Origin of the sequence: Nocardia arthritidis, assembly GCF_011801145.1 — a bacterium.
In the GTDB taxonomy this organism is placed as follows: Bacteria; Actinomycetota; Actinomycetes; order Mycobacteriales; family Mycobacteriaceae; genus Nocardia; species Nocardia arthritidis_A.
This window is the reverse complement of the sequence record NZ_CP046172.1, coordinates 6830811-6850593: the sequence shown is the minus strand read 5'-3', so window position 1 is coordinate 6850593 and position 19783 is coordinate 6830811. Positions and strand designations below refer to the sequence as shown.

Genomic DNA, 19783 nt, shown 5'->3' with positions numbered 1-19783 from the left:
ACAACGCGGCCACTGGTGAACGAGGAAATCGGTTCGAATGACGTTCGGCCGATCCGCCATTCTGATCCCCGGGCGAGCCCGGGCGACCGATTGCTTCCGGGAGATTGCATGATGAATACATTGACGGGTGAGATAGCCCGTGTGCTCTTGCCGGCCCGCGAGGCTTTCATCGACGACGTGATGGTCAGCATCGAACAGACGATCGGCGCCCTCGGTTTGACCAGCGATCTGGCGGATCTGTTGCGCGCCAGCACAACCGAAAACGTGATCATGGTGATGCAGGTACTCGCCAACGGCGTCGACCCCGCCTCGGTCGACGCTCCCGCATCCGCGCTCGTCTATGCCCGGCGACTGGCTCGTGAAGGTGTTCCGCTTACGGCGCTCCTGCGCGCGTACGGTCTGGGTCAGTCCAAACTGCTGGCCGCGGCGATCGGCGAGGTGTGGCGGATCGGTATGCCCGATGCGGCGGTGATCTCCGCCAGGTTGGCGGAATTCGCCGCCCTGTACATCGATCGAGTCTGTACCCAGGTAGGCGAGGCCTACGAGCGGGAACGCGAACACTGGGATAACAGCCAGCACACGACCTCGCAGCGATGGATCGAGCGACTACTGCACGACGCAGATCCCGACCTGCACGCAGCGGAGCAGGCACTCGGATATCCGCTGGATTCGATTCACCTGGCCGTCGAGGCATGGGTATGCCCGACGACCACGCCCGCGGTGGCGTCGCGAGCACTCGAACGCACGGTTCCACTGTTGCGGCACCTGTTGGGGGTAACCCGAGACCCGCTGCTGTTACCCAGCGGATACCGGGAATTGCGGGTGTGGGTTCCGCTTTCGGCGGCCGACGCACCCGATATCGAACAACTGCGGAAGGCGTGGGTGCACGAAGGCGTGCCGGTGCGCCTCGCTCTCGGCGGCCCGTATGCCGGAGCCGCCGGCTTCCGTCGCACGACCGCTAAAGCGGCGCGGACCAAGAAAGTGGCGGTCTCCGCCGGAAAGGCGGCACCGTCCGTACTGTCGTTCATGGAGGTCGCACCGGTCGCCCTACTACTCGACGAACCCGAAGAACTCGCCGACTTCACCGCACGCACCCTGGGACCGCTGGCCCGCGACGACGCCCGAATGGAGATATTCCGGGAAACTCTGCGAGTCTTCCTGGCCGAGGACCGCAGCTATGCCAATACCGCGAAAAAGCTGATGGTGCACCGCAATACGGTACAATACCGAATCCAGCAGATCACCGGCAAGTTCGGGCTGACCCTCACCGGCGACACCCTCGATCTGCGGCTCGCATTGACGATATGCCGGTGGTACCGGGATCGAGTGCTCTGGTAACGCGTGAACCGAGGCCGTCCGGCACGGCCCAGCCGTCCGAAGCGGGGCTGTGGTGGGAGCCGGACGGCCGCGGCACTTCCTGAACCGGTCCGGCCCTGCGTCGCATGATTATCGCCGGTCCAGATGAGGGTCATCTGTTTTTCGTGTCCTCGGGTTCATGCCCGACGTTGCTGACCTGCCGATGCGTCCACCGGTGATGCTGGCGAAGCCTCAACTGGCGTGAATCCGTCAACCCCTGCCGCGTGGAGATGAGCGCTATCTGTTCTTCATGCATGCAAAAAAGGTGAAAACCGGTTTCAATGCAATTGAGTGGGATGCCATGGCAACGAATGGGATCTTTCCGCCGAAATCGGATAATTCGCAGCCGAAATGTGAGGGGTGGTTATGAACAAGATCGATAACGCGGTGCTGGTGGATTCCGCCGCCGGTCTGCTCAGCGCGGTCGCGTCGCCCGACACCCGGACGATCACCGTGGCCACCACGATCGAAGGTTTGCCGACCGTCGTCTTGCGGCCGGGTGCGCAGTTGGTCGGGCGGGGTGACGCGGTCCTGCGGTTCGCCGCCGGAGCCGACGGTATTCGCCTGAGCCGCGACAACGCGGTGGATGGACTGCGCATCGAAGTGGACCCCGACCGGCGCGCGATCTACAACGACACCGCGGTCGCCGATCTGGGCCGCCTGGAACTCGCCGACCTTGTCGTAGTCGGCCAGATCCAAATCCTCGCCAATACCATGGTCCGGGCGGGGCACATCGAATGTTCTTGCGTGGACGTCGAATTCGCGGATGTGCGGGGCCGGACCGAGTGTCCGACCAGTTACGGCGTGCGGACGCGGCAGGGCGCGTTCACGATCTGGAATCAGCAGCAGGGTCCGGAGTCATTGCTCACCACCAGGATTCGCGGTCTGTCGATCGGGCGTGCGGATCGGCCCGTGCGCGGATCCGGCGTTTTCATCTCCGGCGGCGGCGATGAACGATTCGGTTCCCGCGGCCGCGTCGAGGCGGACCTCGTCGAGCTGGGTGAGATCTACATCGACGGCGGAATCGCCACTGGGGTACAGGATCTCATTACGTCGGGAGTCTTTTTCGGTTACGGAGCGCATATCGAGTACGCCATCGACGCCGGGTCGGTGACGACATTCGGTGTCAACGACATGATCCTCGACGCGTGGGGTGTCGTAGACCGCTGGGATGTGCGCGGGCCGCTGCTGTCCACCGGCTCGAGTGGTAACGGCATCATCAACTTCGGTCATATCGAGCACATTTCACTGACCGCGCCGATCGAGACCCACGGCTACGGCGCCCGCGCCTTCAACATCTATTCCGGGTCCGTCGGCACCATCGAATTCCAGGATGTGACCACGCACGGCGACGGTGCTCCCGCCATCCAACTGAGCAGGCCGCTGGGCAAGCTGGTCGTCAATGGGAGCATTCGCACCCACGGCAGCTCCGGCGAATCCCTGGTGAAGGGCGTGCTGACGGAGTTGGCGGCCAACGCCATCAACGTCGAACCCGGCGGCAGCATCGCCGAGATCCTGGTAACCGGTGACATCTCCAGCGACGGTGATGGAATCAGCACCGTCAAGATCGACGACGGCGAGGTCTGGAAATTGGCTGTCGGCGGCGCCATCTCGGCCCTCGGCGAGGAGTCGGTGGCTCTCGAAGTGCATGCCTCGGGTGTACCGATGCGCGACCTCGTCATCACCGCGCCCAACGGAATCGGCGTGCTGATGAACCGAGCGAGTTTCGTCTCCATGAACAATGTCTCGATCACCGGCCGTGATGGGGACCTCGTCGCGGATGGCGGCATTTCGGTCATCCATTCCAGCACCACCGATGAATCGAGTATCGGCGGCGTCGACGGCAACCGCTTCGAGCTGACCATCCGCGCCGGCCGAGTGATCGCTCACACCGTCTGAGTCCGAGCCTTCCGGAGGAGAGTCATGTCCGCGTTCACCGAGTTCTATATCAATGGTCAGTGGCGCGATACAACGTACGACGGCCAGGTTTTCGAAACCCTGAATCCGGCGACGGCGAAGCCGATCGCGGATGTGCCGCAAGCCGGTGTGCCCGAGGTCGACGAAGCGGTGGAAGCGGCGTCGACGGCCTTCCGGAAAGGATGGGCCTCGCCGTCCGAGCGCGGGGTATTGCTGTGGCGGCTGGCCGATCTGGTCGAGGCGAACGCGCAGGAGCTGGCCGAGTTGGAGAGCCTGGATCAAGGCAACCGCATCACCGACGTACGAAACTTCCAGATTTCCAGCGTGATCGCGAACCTGCGCTACTTCGCCGGATACGCCACCAAGGTCGACGGCACCACCAGCCCGGTGTCCGTGCCGGGCCGGATCTTCCGCACGAAGCGCGAACCGATCGGCGTCTGCGGGCTGATGCCCGCGTGGAACGCGCCGACGATGGAATTGTGCTGGAAGTTGGCTCCCGCGTTGGCATGTGGCAATACGGTCGTGGTGCGAGCTCCGAGGGAGGCGCCGCTGAGCATCCTGCGTTTCGCTCAGTTCGTCGAAAAGGCTGGTTTCCCAGCGGGAGTCGTCAACATTCTCACCGGCGGTGCGGAAACCGGCGACCGGCTCGCCGGGCACCCCGACGTTCGGAAGATCAGCTTCACCGGTTCGACGCGGGTCGGTAAACACCTACTCGGGCTCGCCGCAAGCAATCTCAAGCGGGTCACCCTCGAACTCGGCGGGAAGGATCCGGTGATCATCGCCGCCGACGCCGATATAGACGCCGCGGTCGCGGGGCAGCTCGTCGGTGGTTATTACAACGCGGGCCAGCACTGCTCGGCATTCAGCCGAACCTATGTTCACACAACGGTTCTCGACGAATTCCGGACAAAACTCACCGCGGCCGCCGAGGCATTGCGGATCGGCCCCGGCACCGCCGCCGATACGGATATGGGACCGCTCATCTCCGAACGCGCGGTCGAGCGCACCGCGGGCTATGTCGAACGAGGCATCGCAGCGGGAGCCACGCTGGTCACCGGCGGTTACCGCGTCGACGGTGACGGCTTCTTCTACGCCCCGACCATTCTGGCCGATATCGACGATACGAATATCGTTGCCCGCGAAGAGATTTTCGGACCCGTCGTGAACCTGCTCACCTTCACAGACGAGGACGAGGTGATCGCTCGCGCCAACAACAGCGAAATGGGGCTGGCGGCCTCGGTGTGGTCCCGTGATATCGGCTTCGCCAACCGCGTCGCCGAGAAACTCGAAGCCGGTACGGTTTGGGTCAACTCGGGACCATTTCTCGACGCCATGACGCCCTGGGGCGGGGTAAAACAATCCGGCTGGGGCCACGAAATGGGTCACGACGCCATCCAGCACTACTCCGAGATCAAGAGCATCACTACGGCAATCGCCTAACGCATCCCGACCGATCATATTTCACAAAGCAGCGTACTTGCTTCCGATACGACCGTCAGCGCCTCGGTCCGGTAGGCGCAGCTGCCGCCCGTGGCGATGTGCCGGACCGGTGACCAGCTCGGCGCGCACGGTATATGAACCCAGCTTCACGGAGATTGCCGTATCGTTGCCGTATGTTGTCTGGGGCAGTACATTCCGTGTTATTCGTGGTTCTGCCACCGGGAATATCGAATCGAAGGACGGATGCGCGTGCGCGAAGTGCTGTCGAAGCTGGTGTTCACTATCGTCGCGGCGGTCGTGTGTCTGTCGCTGGGTGTCGCTCCGGCGGCAGCCGAGCCGATGATTTTGCCACCGCCCGCAACGCCGCCACCATTGCCTGAGACGGACCCGTTCTACTCTCCGGCACCCGAATTGTTCGTCGATCTCCAGCCGGGGCAGATCATTGCGGCACGCGGGGTGCAGATCGCGGAGTCGTCGGCCATTCCGATCGACGCGGACGCTTGGCAACTGTCTTTCCGCTCCACCAATACCCGTGACGAGCCCATCGCGGCCGTGACCACGGTGATCAAGCCACGCGGGTTCCAGCCCGATCGTCCACTATTGGCCTTCCAAGTCGCGGAGGATTCGCTGGGGCGGTGGTGCGCACCGAGTTACCAGCTGCAGCTCAGTTCGGTTCCGGGATTTGTCAACGGCTCGATGGTGATACCGATCGATACCCTCTTCGGCTACCAGAGCCTGAATCGCGGTTGGGCGTTGAACATTCCCGACTATCAAGGGCTGCAGGAGGCGTTCGGCGCAGGTCCGCTGAATGGCCGGATCACGCTGGACAGCATCCGCGCGGCCGAGAACTTCGCGCCGATGCAGTTGCCCGGCTCCGCCACCCGGGTAGGGATCGCCGGGTACTCCGGCGGCTCCATCCCAACCGGGTTCGCCGCCGAACTCCACCGCGGCTATGCGCCGGAACTCCGTGTGGTCGGCGTCGCCGAAGGTGGTGTCCTCGCGAATATCGGGACCGTGCTGCGGTTCGACAACGGCCAGTTGGGCGCGGGAATGATCTTCGCCGGAGTCCTGGGAGCCGCACGTGAGTACCCGTCGCTGGCCCGGTATATCGACCAGCACATAAACCCCTTCGGAAAACAGTTGGCGCAAGCCAAGAGCGGGTTGTGCCTGTCCTATCAGAACTACACCGTCCCGTTCCTGAACTACGTCGGCCTGTTCGATGACAATCCGTTCGAGAACCCGGATGCCGTGCAGGTCATCAACGCGCTGGCGATGGGCGCGGCGGTGCCGGACATGCCGATGTACATCTACCACGCGAACCCGGACTGGCTGATGCCGGTCGGCATGGTCAACGCCCTGGTCGACACCTACTGCCGCGCACCGGAATCCAGCATCGACTACACCCGCTACCACATCGCCGAACACATGACCGGAGGCGTGCGCGGCCCCGGCCCCGCCATCGATTGGCTGGCCGACCGTTTCGCCGGAATACCCGCCGCCCCCGGCTGCCGCATCCACGACGTCGCATAAGCCCCGGATGTTCCTCCGCCGACCACGGGCCACGTCGACATGGGATCGAGCGAACTCAGAACATGCCGCTGCTGAGCGCCATGACGCTTACCTCGATCAGATGTGGCCCGGGTTCGGCGAAGGCATTGCGCAGCGCTTTGCTCAACGCGTCGGCGTTATCGACACGGTCGGCGCGCACGCCGTATCCGCGGGAGATCGAGACGAAATCCAGATCGCGCAGCTTCATATCGGGTAGTTGTGCGCCGAGCATTGCGCCGTAATCCTCGAGCACCTGGTAGGTGCCGTTGCGCAGCACGATGAAGGTGCAGTCCAATTCTCGCTGCGCGGCCGTCCACAGGGCCGCGATCGTGTAGTTGATCGCACCGTCGCCGAGGAGTGCGATCGTGTGCCGATACGGCCGGGCCAAGCTGACCCCGATAGCGGCGGGCAATCCGAACCCGACGGTGCCCGCTCCCGGGGCGAAGTAACTCGAGGGCTCATTGATCGGCACCCGGTTCCACCAACCCATCGTCGAGGGAGCATCCCAGACGAATTGCGCTCCCTCTGGCCGAACCTCGGCCAAGATGTCCCACACCTGCTGTTCGGTCAGCCGACCGCCATGGGCAACCGCCGCCTCGTCGGATCGCGGGGCGGGCAGGGGCTTGGTCGACACCGCGACCAGTTCGACGAGATCGGCGAGCGCGGCCGCGGGATCACCCACGATGGACAGCCCCAGCGGCGCGCGTGCGGCCTGGTCGGGATCCGCGGTGAGGTGAATCAGATCGGTGCCTGCCGCCAGATACGGCCCTTCGTCCCAGCCGTGGTACGGCAGCAGCGCACCGCCGATCCAGGCGATGAAGTCATAGCCCCGCAGTTGATCGCGAACCTGCTCGACGGTCGCGCCGAGCGCGCCGCGAAAGCAGGGATGGCCGGTGGGGAACGGCATTCGCGAGTATTCGCCGCTACCGAGAAACACCTCGATCGACAACTTCTCCGCGAGCGTGATCGCCGCGTGCCACCCCCCGTATTTGTCGACATCCGGACCCAGCACAAGTAGTGGATTGCGCGCCGACTGGAGCCGTCGCGCGAGTTCTTCCAGATCGGTCCGCGCGGCGTGTGGGTTCCCGGAGATACGGCGGCCGATCGAATAGGCCGCGGTCGCGGCGTCGGCTTCGCGGCGCCAGTCGTCGAGCGGGATGGACACGCACACCGGGCCGGTCGGTGCGGTGAGTGCGCACGCGGCGGCGCGGGCCAGCACGGCGGGCACCGACTCCGCGCTCGGCGCCTCGAAACTCCACTTCACCAACGGCTTCGGGAGCGTGACCGCCTCACGGTTGGTGAGCATCGCCTCCAGCGTCAACATCGGCCGGAATTGCTGACCGGCGATGATGATCAGCGGTGCGCCGTTCGCGTAGGCGTTGGTGAGCGCGCCCATCCCGGTGCCGAGACCGGCGGCCGCGTGCAGCGTCACCACCACCGGCGTATTCGAAGCCTGCGCATAGCCATCCGCGATCGAGATGACCGCGCCCTCCTGCAGGGCCAGCACGAAGGTGAAGTCTTCCGGCATGCGGTCCAGAAAGGTCAGCTCATTCGATCCGGGATTACCGACAATCGTGGTCGCTCCGAAGGCCCGCAACACATCGTAGGAAACCTCGCGAACTGTGGTCATAGCTCTACTCCTGTCCGATACCGAAGAGTGACGTCGCGTTACCGTGTGCGATCTTTCGACGATCGATCTCGCTGATCGGCGCCGATTCGATCCAGTCGGTGCCCAATTGCGTGTCGGCGTAGGGGTAGTCGACCGCGAACATGATGTGGTCGGCTCCTACCGTCCCGATTGCCGCGTCCAGCGCCTGGCTGGAGAAATTGCCGCTGGTGGTGAGCCAGATGTTGTCCGCGAAGTAGTCCGGAAGGGTCTTCTCGATCTTCTTGTCGAAAGGGTTCTTGTCGAAGTTGTACTGCGTTCGCCACAGTTGAGCGGGCAGGCCTTCGCCCAGGTGCCCGACGATCAACTTGATCCCGGGGTGGCGATCGAACAGTCCGCTGAAGATCAGGCGAAGCACGTGGGTGCTGGTTTCGAGACCGAATCCCCACGTGGCTCCGAATAGCTCGGGATGCCCGTGAATCGCGCCCCGCTGCCAGCTCGGCAATGCCGGGCGCGGATGGAGATACAGCGGCACGTCCAGCTCGACCAGCGCCGACCAGAAATCATCGAATTGGGGTTCGTCCAGATATGCGGCGGATTCCGCGTCGACGTTGGTATATCCGTTGACGAGAACGCCTTTGAAGCCGAGTTCGCCGACACACCGACGCAATTCCGCGATCGCGGCGGTCGGATCCTGCAGTGCCACGGCGGCGAATCCGGAGTACCGGTCCGGGTGACGGGCGATCGTCTCGGCGAGGAAGTCGTTCTGCCGCTTCGCCTCGTCGCGTGCCCGCCTCGGGTCGATGATCGACTGAATCCCCGGTGCGGTGAAGGAGAGGATGGCATGGCTGATACCGCCGCGATCCATTTCGCCGAGCCGAATCTCGTCGAATTCGCCGAGCCGCTCCAGTACCGGCCGATAGAACGCCGGCGTGAGGCCCGCCCGATCGGAAAACTGTTGCAGCAGTTCCGGATCGGACAGCAGCGGACGCACATCGCGCGGATTGTGAAATGCTTCCTCGATGGCGATCTTCGCGAGTGTCATGCCGGGCACCATGCCATCGGATCGTTTGCGCTCCGAGCTCTGTTCGCGGGGCTCATTGCGGCGTGACTCCGTAGTAGAGGGCGGTCACATCGTCGTCACCGTGCCCGGCTTGCACGGCCGTCTCCAGATGGGTCAGCGTCGCACGGATACCGGCCAGATCCACCTCCTTTCCGGCCACCTCGAGCATTAGTTCGGCATCTTTGACCGCGTGATGGGCCGCCAGGTTGGGTGAAAACCGGCGGCCGATTATTCCTTCGCCCGCGAAATGAGCCAATGGCACGTCCATTTCGCTGCCCGCGATGGCGTCCAGGAAGAGTTTCGGGTCCAGGTCCGAAGTCTCTGCGAGTGCGACACTTTCGGCGGTCGCATTGACGAGGGCCAGCATCCACGCGTTGACGACGAGCTTCAGCTTGCTGCCCGCCCCGGCCGCACCGATCCACATGATGCGCCCACCGACACTCTCGAGAATCGGACGGACCCGATCGCGCAGCCGGTCCTCGCCCGATCCGAGCACGATCAGCGTGCCTTGTTCCGCGGCCGGTTTCGTCCCCAACAGGGGTGCGTCCACGAACCCGACACCGGATTGCTCGGCCAACGCGGCGAGCCGATTGGTCCATTCCGGTCCGACCGTGCCCATTTGCAGCCACACGGCGCCAACCGGGAGTTCGGCCACAACCGGTTCCAGCACCGCGTGTGTCACGGGGCCGTCCGGCAATATGGTCACGACAAAATCCGCTCCGGTCACCATCCGGCTCGCCGAGTCCATTACCTCGATCCCGTGCGCGGCAAGGGATTCGGCCTCCGCGGCGCCGCGTTTCAACCCCCGCACGGTCATCCCCGCGCGTACCAGGTTCGCCGCCATCGGTAACCCCATGATCCCGGTGCCGAATACGGCAACCGTCGGCTGTCGTTTCATGGCTGCTCCCTCCGATCGAATGTCGTCCTATTTCTGTTCGTAGGTGCCGATGAGGACGGCGCGGGCGACGGCATGGGCGTAGAGGTTGCCGCCGAGGACAGCCGGGGTGGTGTCCTTGTCGATGTCGAGCCGTTCGACATCGACGGCGTGTACCGCGACGACATAGCGGTGCGGTCCGCTGCCCGGCGGCGGCGTAGCGCCGATGTAACCGGGAAATCCGGCGTCGTTGCGCAAGGTCACCGCACCGGCCGGCAGCGCACCGCCCGCGCTGCCCGCACCGGAGGACAGCGCGGTGGTGGTCACCGGCAGGTTCGCTACCGCCCAGTGCCAGAAGCCGGACAGGGTCGGGGCATCCGGGTCATACATCGTTACGGCGAAACTCTTGGTTTCCGAAGGGAATCCGGACCACGACAACTGGGGTGAAATATCCTTGCCGGTGGCGCCGTAGGCGGTGCCCAGCTGATCGTTGCGCAGTGGTTCGCCCTCGGTGATATCGGTGGAAGTGAGCCGGAATGCCGGTAGCGCGGGTAGCGCGTCGTAGGGATTGGCAGGCATGGTTTCGTCCTTTCTATGGGCGGGTTACAGATAGACCGGCGGCGATGGCTTCGGCCATCGCGATCACCGTGGGGTTGGTGTTGATGAGCGGCACCGTCGGCATGATCGCCGCGTCGGCGACTACCAATCGGTCGAGGCCGAAGACGCGGCCGGTGTTGTCGGTGACCGCGTCGGGATCGTTCTCGGTGCCCATCGGCGCGGTCGAGGTGCCGTGCTGGTAGGTCGAACTCTCGCGCAGAATCGCGCCTTCGAGCTCCGCATCGGTGGTGGCCCTGGCCGAATCGCTCAGTGGTGCGGTGATGTACTCGGCCAACGGCGCCGTCGCCACCAGTTCATGCGCTACGCGCACCGCTTCGATCATGCGGGCCAGATCCTCCGGGTCCGAGAGGATGCGCACGTCCAATTCGGGCGCCGCGGCCGGGTCGCGGCTGGTGAGCCGGAATCGTCCGCGGCTGCGCGCGGAGAGCAGGGCCACCGCGATCGTTATCCCGGTGCCGGTCGGGCTTTCCGGGATGAGGAAATGCTCGGGCAGGATCGCGTAGTCCGTCTCGCCGCTCTCCGCCCGCGACGTGTGATACCACAGTTGCGCCGCGGCCAGCGGATGCTCGTTCGGCGCGACTTTGTCCGCGGGTGCGGCATAACCGGACAGCAGGAACGGATGTTCCTGCAGGTTGAGACCCACCGGCGCGATCTGCACCGGCCGGATGCCGTGCCGGGACAGTTCGTCTTCGGGGCCGATGCCCGACCGCAACAGGATCGCGGCGCTGCCGTACACCCCGGCCGACAGCACGATCTGTGCCCCCTCGAACCGTGCACCGCCCGCTGCTGTCACCGCGACCGCGCGGGTGCCCGCGAACTCGACCCTGTCGACCAGCACGCCGGTGCGGATGGTCAGATTGGGCCGGGACCGCACCCGATGATCGAGATGTGTCATGCCGGTATTCATCCGGACGCCGTTGACGATGTTCATCGTCAACGGGCCGACTCCGGCGTTCTTCTCCGAGTTGAAATCGACGACCTCGGGAAATCCCATGGCCCTGGCGGCGGCGACGAACGCGCGCTGGGCGGGCGTGAGGGCCTCGTGGCTCATCTGGTGCACAACGAAATCGCCATGGCGGCCATGGATTTCGTCATCACCGAAGGTGGTCCGCTCACTGCGCCGGTACCAGTGGCTCATCTGCTCGTAGGACCAGCCGGTCAGGCCACGCGCGGCCCATTGGTCGAAGGTCCAGCGCGGGGCACGAATCGCGACAGCGGCGTTCACTGCCGAACTCCCGCCGAGCACCTTGCCGCGGGGCAGCGGAAAGGAGGGTGTGATCCCGTGCGGGACACTGTGATAGTCCCAGTCGTAACGGGGATCTCCGGCAATGATGTTGGCGTTGTAGAGCGTTTCGGGATACTCCTGCGGATCGGGAGCGGGCCCGTATTCGAGCAGCAGCACCTCTCGTGCCGGATCCTCGCTGAGCCGGGCCGCGAGCACCGCTCCGGCGGATCCGCCACCGACTATCACCACATCGTATTCCGGCACGACCGAACCTCCGTCAGTCGATCAGCGCGTGAATTGCCAAGTGTTCGAGTTCATCGCAGGCCCTCGATGAACTCGGTGATCTCGGTTGTGAAGCGTCCGGGATCTTCGAGGAAGGGGGCATGTGCGGTGTTCTCCCATAGGGACACCCGCGCATGCGGGATCGCCTCGCCGAGGTGGCGGGCTGTATCCGGTAAGACAATCGTGTCATCGAGACCGTGGATGATCAGTGTGGGGACGGTGAGCGCACGCAGCGTTGTCTCGTTGTCGCGCGGTGGTCGGGTCATCAGCGCTTTGCGCACGCGCGGCGGGGTCATCAGGCTCGTGCCGATGAGACGTTGCACATCGGGTCCGGACGCGGCGCCGTAGATCCCGGCCTCGGCCACGCGGCTGTAGGCGTGAATTGCCCGCATGCCGTCCTCGTCGAAGACGGCGGGGATGACGTCGCGCATGGCGTCGCGCATGGCCGGGCCGATTTGGCCGCCGAGGACACCGGGGCCGAGGCCGGTGATCGCGTCGACGTACACCACGCCGTCCGCCACGCCGCTGCCACTCTCGGCCAGATAGTCGGTGAGGGCGAACCCGCCGTAGGACCATCCGAGCAGCACCGCACCGGAGGTGATGTGCTCCGCCGCCAGCACCGCGGCCACATCGCCCGCCCAATTAGCTGGATCGTCGTAGCCGGATTCCGGCTTGCCGGAATAGCCGTGCCCGCGCAGATCCGGAGTAACGACCCGGTATCGCTGCGCGAATGTCTCGATCACGGAGCCCCAAACGATCAAACTCTCTGCCAAGCCGTGCAGCATCACCAATGGTCGCGCGTCGGTGGGGCCGATCACCCGGTACGCGATTACCGTGCCGTCCACACTGCGGACGCTGTGCAGCGACGATGTCATTGTGGCCGTACCCATACCGTGCACCCTTCGTCGATGTCGGATCCCGCCGTGCCTTACGTCTAAATGACGGCCACCGTCTTGCCGCGGGCGCCCGCGGGATCGGCGAGGACCGCGGGTACTTGCTCGAGTTTCACTTCACGGCCGACCGCTGGGGTGATGTCGCCGTCGGCGACTTCGCGAACCAGCCGGGCGAGAACATCTGCGCCGCCGGAAGACTCGAAGTTGCCGCCGTCGAGGCCACGCGCGGCCATATCTGATTCGTCGGCGGACCAGATCGAGCTCCAGGCCGCCCCGCCGCGGCGTACCACCGGCAGCAGGTCGTGGAAGTGGCCTTGGTCGCCGACCAGGTCGATCAGCACCTCGACGCCGTCCGGATGTGCCGCTCGCACCTGATCGAGTACGGGGGATTCGGTGTAGTCCAACACTTCGGCGGCGCCGAGTGATCGCATCCGGTCGGCGTCGGCGCCGCGGGCGGTGGCGATGACGTGGGCGCCGTGTCCGGCGGCGAGCTGAACCAGGTAGGAGCCGACGCCGCCGGCCGCGCCGTTTATCAGAACAGTTGTGCCGTCGTGCGATCCGATCAGGGCGTCGAGGTCTTCGGCGGTGATGCCGGCCACCGGCAGCGCTGCCGCTTCGACGCTGGACATGTTGTCGGGGATCGTGGTCACGATCGCGTCCTCGGGGAGCACGGCGTATTCGGCGAAGGTGCCCCGTCCCAGCGGTGGTGCGAAGAACTTGCCGACGACCCGGTCGCCGACGTGGAATCGGGTCACCTCGGGGCCGACCTCGGTGACCACGCCGGCCCCGTCGGTGCCGAGAATGAGCGGAAACTGGTGTGGCACGTGATCTTTGAGGAATCCGTTGGCGATATTGTTGTCGAACGGGTTGATGCCGGCCGCTTCGATGCGGACCAGCAGCTCCGTCGGCCCGGGGTGCGGCCGGTCGACCTCGGTGACGGTCGGTGCGGCTCCGAAAGAATCCACGGTGACTGCACGCATGTCGTACTCCTTCCGTAGGACGCCGGTCGTTGCCCGGCGTCAGAATTGAACGGGTTCGCCTTCGGGAGCGAAGGGTTCGTTGATGGAATTGCGAATGGCCTGCTCGCCGATCTTCGAGATCAGGTATTCCCGGGATTCGGCCGCCAGCGCGACCGCCCGTTCCAAGCGCCGATCCGAGGGCGAGCCGCGGTATTTCACGGTTCGTCCGTCGACCAGGACCGTATCCACGTCGTGGCGGGTGCCTTGGAAAACCAGGTGTGCGGCGGCGTTGAACCGCGGCGAAAGCGCCCGGTCGTCGATCCGCACGGTGCTGATGTCGGCGCGCTTGCCAGCGGTGAGCGAGCCGATCCGATCCGACATTCCCAGTGCCCTCGCCGCACCGGCAGTGGCATAGCCGAGCACATCGGAGTGCCGGAGTACGTTGTAGGGCTGTAGGTGGCCCGCGCGATGCGCCCGCTGATGGTCGTAGGCGCTGTTGGCGGCCAACGTGATTCGCATCAACTCGAACATGTCGAGGCGGTATCGCACGTCGACGTCGGTGCCCATGCTGATCGAGATGCCGTGGGAGCGAACGGGATCCAGTGTCGGATAACCCTGTCCGGAGTTCATATTGCTGAGGGAGTTCATGATGATGTTGCCGCCGCTGTCGGCGACGAGCCCGAAGAACTCATCCGGCACCGCGACCATGTGGATATAGCTCGTACCGGGCCACAGCAGGTTGTGATCGGCGAGCTTGCGGATCCAGTGCTGGTTGTCCCAGCCGAACAGCCCGCCGTGGGTCGTCACCGGGATCCCGTGCTCTCGTGCGAAGTGCCAAGCCGCCTGCTCCGGGAACGCCGGGTCGCGGGTGGAGTCGATGCCCAGGCCCATGCTCACCCGACCGTCGGGGTCGCCGAGCCGAGCCCACATTTTTTCGACATGCGTTGTGGTCGCCCAGCTTTGGGCCGGTCCGTACACGTTCGAATAGAGGAATCTGGCCCGGATCCCGGAATCCTCCAAGGCCTGGGCCGCCGCCTCGGCGTGGTCGGGGGTGAAGGATGCGTCGGCCCAATCGGACAGGCCGGTGATCCCGGCGTCCAGCGACTCGGTGGCCGCGAGGAAATTCGCGGCGTACACATCCTCTGGCCGGAAATGCTGGCCGAACAGGCCGACCGCCTGGTTGAAGTAGTCCAGCAAACTCCAGTCACCGCCCACGCCGCGCAGCACGGTCTCCCAGGTATGGCGGTGCATATCCACCAGACCGGGCAGTACGATCTGGCCCGTGGTGTCGACCACGAGTGCGTCTGGTGGCGTGGGGATTTCGGGTGCGACCGCCTCGATTCGGTTGCCGCGCACCAGCACATCACCGGTCGGGAGCTCGCCGACGGCGGGATCCAGGGTCACCACCGCACCGCCGCGCAGCAGGATTGGACGGGCGTCGTCCGCGGCGGCCACAAGGGCTGCGGCGTCGGGCTGGTCCCGGCGGGCGGATTCGGTGACGGCGGCACTGGTTCGAGCGGACATCGGCATCCTTCGCTCAGGGGTGGACAAGGACTTTGACCTGGCTGGCGATGCCACCATCGAGAAGCATGTGGAATCCGTCGGTCACGGCGTTGTCGAGGGCGATCCGCTCGGTGATCATCTGGGTCGCATCCAGCCGTCCGTCGGCCATCGCGGCGATGACGTCGCGGTAGATTCCCGCGCCGTAGGCGTTGCTCGCGGTGTAGGACGTCTCACCCAACAGCATCGGCATCGGATCGATCTCCACCGGGTGCTCCCACAGCGCCAAGTTGACGGCCCGGCCGCGCTTGCGTATAGCGGCCAACGCGGTGTCCAGCGTGGATTTGCTGCCCGCGGTGTCGAAGGAGACGTGCACGCCGAGTCCGTCGGTCTGCTCGCGGACCCGGGCGGCGACATCCTCGGTCCGTGGATCCAGGACCAGGTCCGCGCCGAACGCGACCGCACGCTCGCCGCGAGTTCCGGCGGGCTGGCTTATCGCGACGAACCTGGCACCGGCCGCGCGCAGGCACAGCAGCAGCGCCAACCCGACCGGGCCCGCCCCGATGACCAATGCCGTATCGCCCGCTCGGATGCCGGAACGGCGCACCGCCGACCACGCGACCGATAACGGCTCGACCAAGGCTCCCAGATCGGTTCCCATCGTCGTGGGCAGTTGATGGGCCATATGTGCCGGGAGCACCACATATTCGGAGAATCCGCCGCCCCAGCCATCCAGGCCGACGAAACCCATCTTGTCGCACAAGTTGTAGTCGCCTCGGCGGCACCACACGCAGGTGCCGTCGTAGAGGATGGGCTCCACCGCCACCGAGTCCCCCGGGCCGAAACCGGCCACGTCCGTGGCGACCTCGGTGATCCGGCCCGCGAACTCGTGGCCGAGTATCCGGCCGACCTCCCCGGTGATCGGATGGGGTTTGCCGGTCATCGAGCTGCCGACCGGGCCACGGCCGTAGATGTGCAAGTCCGAACCGCAGATACCGGCCCATTCGACCTTGATCTTCACCGTGCCCGGCCGCAGCTCGGGCTCGGGGACATCGTCCAGCCGCAAATCCTTCGGGCCATGTAGAACCAGTGCCCGCACCGTCGTCTCCTTGCCTCGTATCCTGTTGCACTGATGAGGACTAGCCGGGTTCAGCTGCCGACGCGGCGGAAACAGAATGTCGCGTGACTTCCTGCACGCCATCCAATATCGGAACTTCGTGCGGAGCGCGCCAGCACAGAAAAGCGATGACGATCATCTGGAATTCGAATCCAGCCGTGCCCCGGCAATTGTGTCGTCGTCATCATGCGCCTCCACATGGTTCCGGCCATGCAATTTATTTGAATGACACGTCATCTAACGTGGGTACTCGCTTCGGTATTCCGCCGTGCCCGGCGACCATCGCCTCACTCGTGACGACGGCACTCGATGCCGGGATCAGCACGAGGGCGTGAGCTACCTCGGTGCGGGTCCCTGCCAATCCGGGCTGGTCCGGCAGCGACCAGGACACCGGTCGCGATGGCGACCACCGTCAACAGGGCGTCACCCCCGGCGGTCAGGCTGCTCAGCTGATGAGTGATGCCGGTCTCGATCACCTCGGACAGGCCGAGCCGTCCGGGCACCAGCAGCCAGAACGCGGCCAGGAAACCGGCGGCGGCGGGGGGACCCTTCGGCAGCCGCTGCGCCACCATCGAGGCCACCGTGGCGACAAGGCCGCCGAAGAAGCCGCTGAGCAGCGGGTCGAACAGTATGCCCCCCGCGACCATTGCGCCGTATGCCGAATAGCAGATGGCGGTCATATGCGGTAGGACGCGGATCGGGGCCGACATCACCAGCGCCATACCGACGGCGAAGACCGCCGGTGCGGCCCACGGACCCCAGGTGAGATGGGGGTAGGTGGCGATGGTGGAAGCCGGTGGCAAAAGTTGGGTGGCGGCCAGCGCGCCGAAGGCGAGCAGCATTATGCGATTGCCCGCGTCCAGCAGCCGCGCCGCGCCGGAGATGGTGTCGCCCCAGGAAAGGTCGAGCGCTCCGGTGGTCAGTTTCGCGGCGGGCAGCAGCCACGCCAACGGTGGCACCAATGCCATGATGGGCGTCTCACCCAACCACGGTCCCGCGATGCGATTGGCGACAAGCGTGACCAGGAAGGCGGCCACCACCGGGAATGTCGCCGCGAATCGGGGAGTCCGCTGGATCATCAGGCTCCCCGCGCCGACGAGCGCGGACAGGACAGCGTACGCGCCGAGCGCGGGCACCGTCGGCGTGATGATCAAGCCGAGGCCGACCCCGAGCAAGGCGTGCCCGAAGATCGTGGTGCCGACGCCGTAGCGGGACGGTGCCCGCAAGATCTTGTGCAGCCGTCGCAGACAGTCCGCGGCCGTGCACCGTCCGGCCGCTGCGACGTCGAACAGTTCGTGCAGTGCGGCGTTCTGATCCAGGTTGAGGGTATGGCCTTCCGCCCGCCGGAATGCGGTGGCGTAGCCGGGGCTGCCGACGAACACTCCAGTGGGCAGCACGAAGAGCCGGACGTCGTCGATGCCGTAGGCGATCGCGAGGCGGTACAGCCGTTCGGTGATCCGGAGCGTCGGCGCTCCCGAATCGCACAGCGCGATACCGGCCTGCTGCAACAGTTCGATTGTGGCGCCCGGTGATTCGGGTGCGGGCGGCATGCCGGTGTGTGCGGGTCGGATGACCCACGCCGGAGTTCGACCGATACCCATCTCGTTACTTGGTTTCGACGACTCGGTTTCCGGATTGGACAACGGAATGCAAATACTTCTCGGGCGCGGCGAGTGCCGCGATATCGTCGAGCGGATCGGCCGCGAGCAATATCAGATCGGCGGTGGCGCCGACGCTGATCTCGCCCAGCCGACCCTCCTGTCGCAACAACCGGGCGGCGTTCAGAGTTGCCGCGCGAACCACCTCGATGGGGCTCTGCACCTCGGCGCGGATAGCGAACTCACGGGTTTGGTGCCGCTGCATACCGCCCAATAGGTCGGTGCCGAAGGCGATGTTGACGCCCGCGCGTGCGGCGAGCTCGAGCGATTCCGCACCGGCGGACAGCACGCGGTCGACCTTCTTCCAGCTGGTCTCGGACAATCCGAACTCGCGCCCCTCTCGCTGCAGCGACCAGTAAGTGACCAAGGTGGGGACGAGAAATGCGTTGTGCTCGAGGAACAATGGGATGTTGGTTTCGTCGAGAAGGTCGCCGTGCTCGATTGATCGCACACCGTGTTCGAGGGCGCGGGTGACCTCGGCGGCCGTATAGACGTGAGCCGCGACGTAACGGCCCGCGGCCGTTGCCTCCGCGACGACGGCGTCGATCTCCTCGACCGAGAATTGGGTCGATTCGATCCGGTCGGTCGGTGATGCGACGCCGCCGGAGCCCATCATCTTGATGTGGTGCGCGCCCTTGCGTAGTTCGTCTCGGGCCGCCTTCCTGGCTTCGTCCGGTCCGTCGACGACCCGGCCGATTCCGCAACACGGCCGTGGTTGTTCGCGGTCGTCACCCCTCGGGCGGAAGTCGCCGTGTCCGCCGGTTTGGCTGAGGGCCGGACCACCGTAGAACAGGCGCGGGGCCCGGATGAGCCCGACGGCCTGAGCTTGGGCCAGGCCGTAGTCGGCGCCACCGCAGTCGCGGACGGTGGTGAAGCCGCGGTCCAGCATCTGGCCCATGAGGGCTGTGGCCTGCGCCCCGGTGAGAAAGGGGCTCTGCGTTTCCGGATCGCCGAGGTTTGCCGTGCCCGCGATGACATGGACGTGGCAGTCGATCAAGCCGGGAAGGGCGAACTTACCCCGCGCGTCCAGGATGTCGCAGTCGGGATCGGACGACGACAATTTCGGCCCGAGTTCGGTAATCGTCCCGTCGACCGCCAGAATGTCGCATTCGGTGTATTCGCCGGCGCGAACATCGAGGACGGAAGCATTCTTGATGAGTAGCGTTTTCGAGCTGTTCATACTGTTCGGTCTCCCTCATATTGATTGTGGGCGGGAACGAGCATGTGTACTGTCGAATTGATGAGATCGGCTACCGTGTTCTGCTCAACCCAGAGTTCGCGGACAATAGTGGCGAGTGTGTCGGGGGTATATGCGCCTTCCGGCGTGAGCAGATCGATCAGGCCGACGGTGGTGCTGTCGCGGCGGATCGGCAGGTTTATCACCGCGGAAAATCCGAGCGACTCGATGAGTTCATAGTCGGAGAACAGCTTCCGCATCGCGCCGCGATCCGCACCGAGGAAGAGTGCGCCGCGAATGATGCATTGCGCCAGCCAACCTTCGGAGACCTCGACCGGCTTCTGCGCGCCGACGGGAAATTCGTTCGGGTGAGTGGTGTAGACCCTGAGTAGGGACTTTTGCTGGGGTATCCAGGCGAGGATCGTCATCAGGGGTGCGGGAGCGACCTGCTCGATCAGTGTTCTCAGCTCCGAAAATGAGTGCATCGCAATTCTCCAATGGTCTGGGTGTATCGCATCCGAGAGATTTCGAGCTGTTCATCTGTTCGGTC

The 19783-nt window shown here is 65.1% G+C and carries 16 protein-coding genes; 4 read left to right on the top strand and 12 right to left on the bottom strand.

Annotated features, from left to right (window positions below; genetic code table 11):
* The first annotated feature begins 108 nt into the window (after positions 1-108).
* The 4 genes from F5544_RS31020 (at position 109) to F5544_RS31005 (ending at position 6243) form a co-directional block, all read left to right on the top strand.
* Positions 109-1338 (top strand): PucR family transcriptional regulator, encoded by a 1230-nt coding sequence (locus F5544_RS31020; protein WP_167476460.1) that lies wholly within the window; start codon positions 109-111, stop codon positions 1336-1338.
* Positions 1339-1722: 384 nt separating this feature from the next.
* Positions 1723-3255 carry a hypothetical protein gene (locus F5544_RS31015; RefSeq protein WP_167476459.1) on the top strand — a complete coding sequence of 511 codons (1533 nt, stop codon included), beginning with the start codon at positions 1723-1725 and terminating at the stop codon, positions 3253-3255.
* A 24-nt stretch (positions 3256-3279) separates the two neighbouring features.
* Complete coding sequence (locus F5544_RS31010; RefSeq protein ID WP_167476458.1) at positions 3280-4713, top strand: aldehyde dehydrogenase family protein; 1434 nt, start codon at positions 3280-3282, stop codon at positions 4711-4713.
* A 243-nt stretch (positions 4714-4956) separates the two neighbouring features.
* Positions 4957-6243, top strand: a complete 1287-nt coding sequence (locus F5544_RS31005; RefSeq protein WP_167476457.1) for a lipase family protein — start codon at positions 4957-4959, stop codon at positions 6241-6243.
* Positions 6244-6298: 55 nt separating this feature from the next.
* On the opposite strand, the gene mdlC is transcribed toward F5544_RS31005, so the two are convergent.
* From mdlC to F5544_RS30945, 12 genes are all read right to left on the bottom strand, one after another.
* On the bottom strand, positions 6299-7891 hold the full coding sequence (mdlC, locus tag F5544_RS31000) for a benzoylformate decarboxylase (protein WP_167476456.1): 1593 nt from the start codon (positions 7889-7891) through the stop codon (positions 6299-6301).
* A 4-nt stretch (positions 7892-7895) separates the two neighbouring features.
* Positions 7896-8912 carry an amidohydrolase family protein gene (locus F5544_RS30995; RefSeq protein WP_167476455.1) on the bottom strand — a complete coding sequence of 339 codons (1017 nt, stop codon included), beginning with the start codon at positions 8910-8912 and terminating at the stop codon, positions 7896-7898.
* Between the two features lie 52 nt (positions 8913-8964).
* Positions 8965-9828 carry an NAD(P)-dependent oxidoreductase gene (locus F5544_RS30990; protein WP_167476454.1) on the bottom strand — a complete coding sequence of 288 codons (864 nt, stop codon included), beginning with the start codon at positions 9826-9828 and terminating at the stop codon, positions 8965-8967.
* A gap of 27 nt (positions 9829-9855) precedes the next feature.
* Positions 9856-10383, bottom strand: coding sequence for a YbhB/YbcL family Raf kinase inhibitor-like protein (locus tag F5544_RS30985; RefSeq protein WP_167476453.1), 528 nt, complete (start codon positions 10381-10383; stop codon positions 9856-9858).
* A gap of 13 nt (positions 10384-10396) precedes the next feature.
* The gene (locus tag F5544_RS30980) at positions 10397-11911 is read right to left on the bottom strand and encodes a GMC family oxidoreductase (RefSeq protein ID WP_167476452.1); all 1515 of its coding nucleotides are present in this window, start codon (positions 11909-11911) and stop codon (positions 10397-10399) included.
* A 50-nt stretch (positions 11912-11961) separates the two neighbouring features.
* The gene (locus F5544_RS30975) at positions 11962-12819 is read right to left on the bottom strand and encodes an alpha/beta fold hydrolase (protein WP_238846757.1); all 858 of its coding nucleotides are present in this window, start codon (positions 12817-12819) and stop codon (positions 11962-11964) included.
* Positions 12820-12863: 44 nt separating this feature from the next.
* On the bottom strand, positions 12864-13802 hold the full coding sequence (locus F5544_RS30970; protein WP_167476451.1) for an NADP-dependent oxidoreductase: 939 nt from the start codon (positions 13800-13802) through the stop codon (positions 12864-12866).
* Positions 13803-13841: 39 nt separating this feature from the next.
* On the bottom strand, positions 13842-15305 hold the full coding sequence (locus F5544_RS30965) for an amidohydrolase family protein (protein WP_167476450.1): 1464 nt from the start codon (positions 15303-15305) through the stop codon (positions 13842-13844).
* A gap of 13 nt (positions 15306-15318) precedes the next feature.
* Positions 15319-16380 carry a 2,3-butanediol dehydrogenase gene (locus F5544_RS30960; RefSeq protein ID WP_167476449.1) on the bottom strand — a complete coding sequence of 354 codons (1062 nt, stop codon included), beginning with the start codon at positions 16378-16380 and terminating at the stop codon, positions 15319-15321.
* A 305-nt stretch (positions 16381-16685) separates the two neighbouring features.
* A complete protein-coding gene (locus tag F5544_RS30955) occupies positions 16686-17999 on the bottom strand; it encodes a threonine/serine ThrE exporter family protein (RefSeq protein ID WP_167476448.1) in 1314 nt (437 codons plus the stop codon).
* Between the two features lie 4 nt (positions 18000-18003).
* Positions 18004-19236, bottom strand: a complete 1233-nt coding sequence (locus tag F5544_RS30950) for a metal-dependent hydrolase family protein (RefSeq protein ID WP_167476447.1) — start codon at positions 19234-19236, stop codon at positions 18004-18006.
* Positions 19233-19718, bottom strand: a complete 486-nt coding sequence (locus F5544_RS30945; RefSeq protein WP_174867448.1) for a GAF domain-containing protein — start codon at positions 19716-19718, stop codon at positions 19233-19235. Before F5544_RS30945 ends, F5544_RS30950 begins: the two co-directional genes overlap by 4 nt.
* Positions 19719-19783 lie beyond the last annotated feature (65 nt).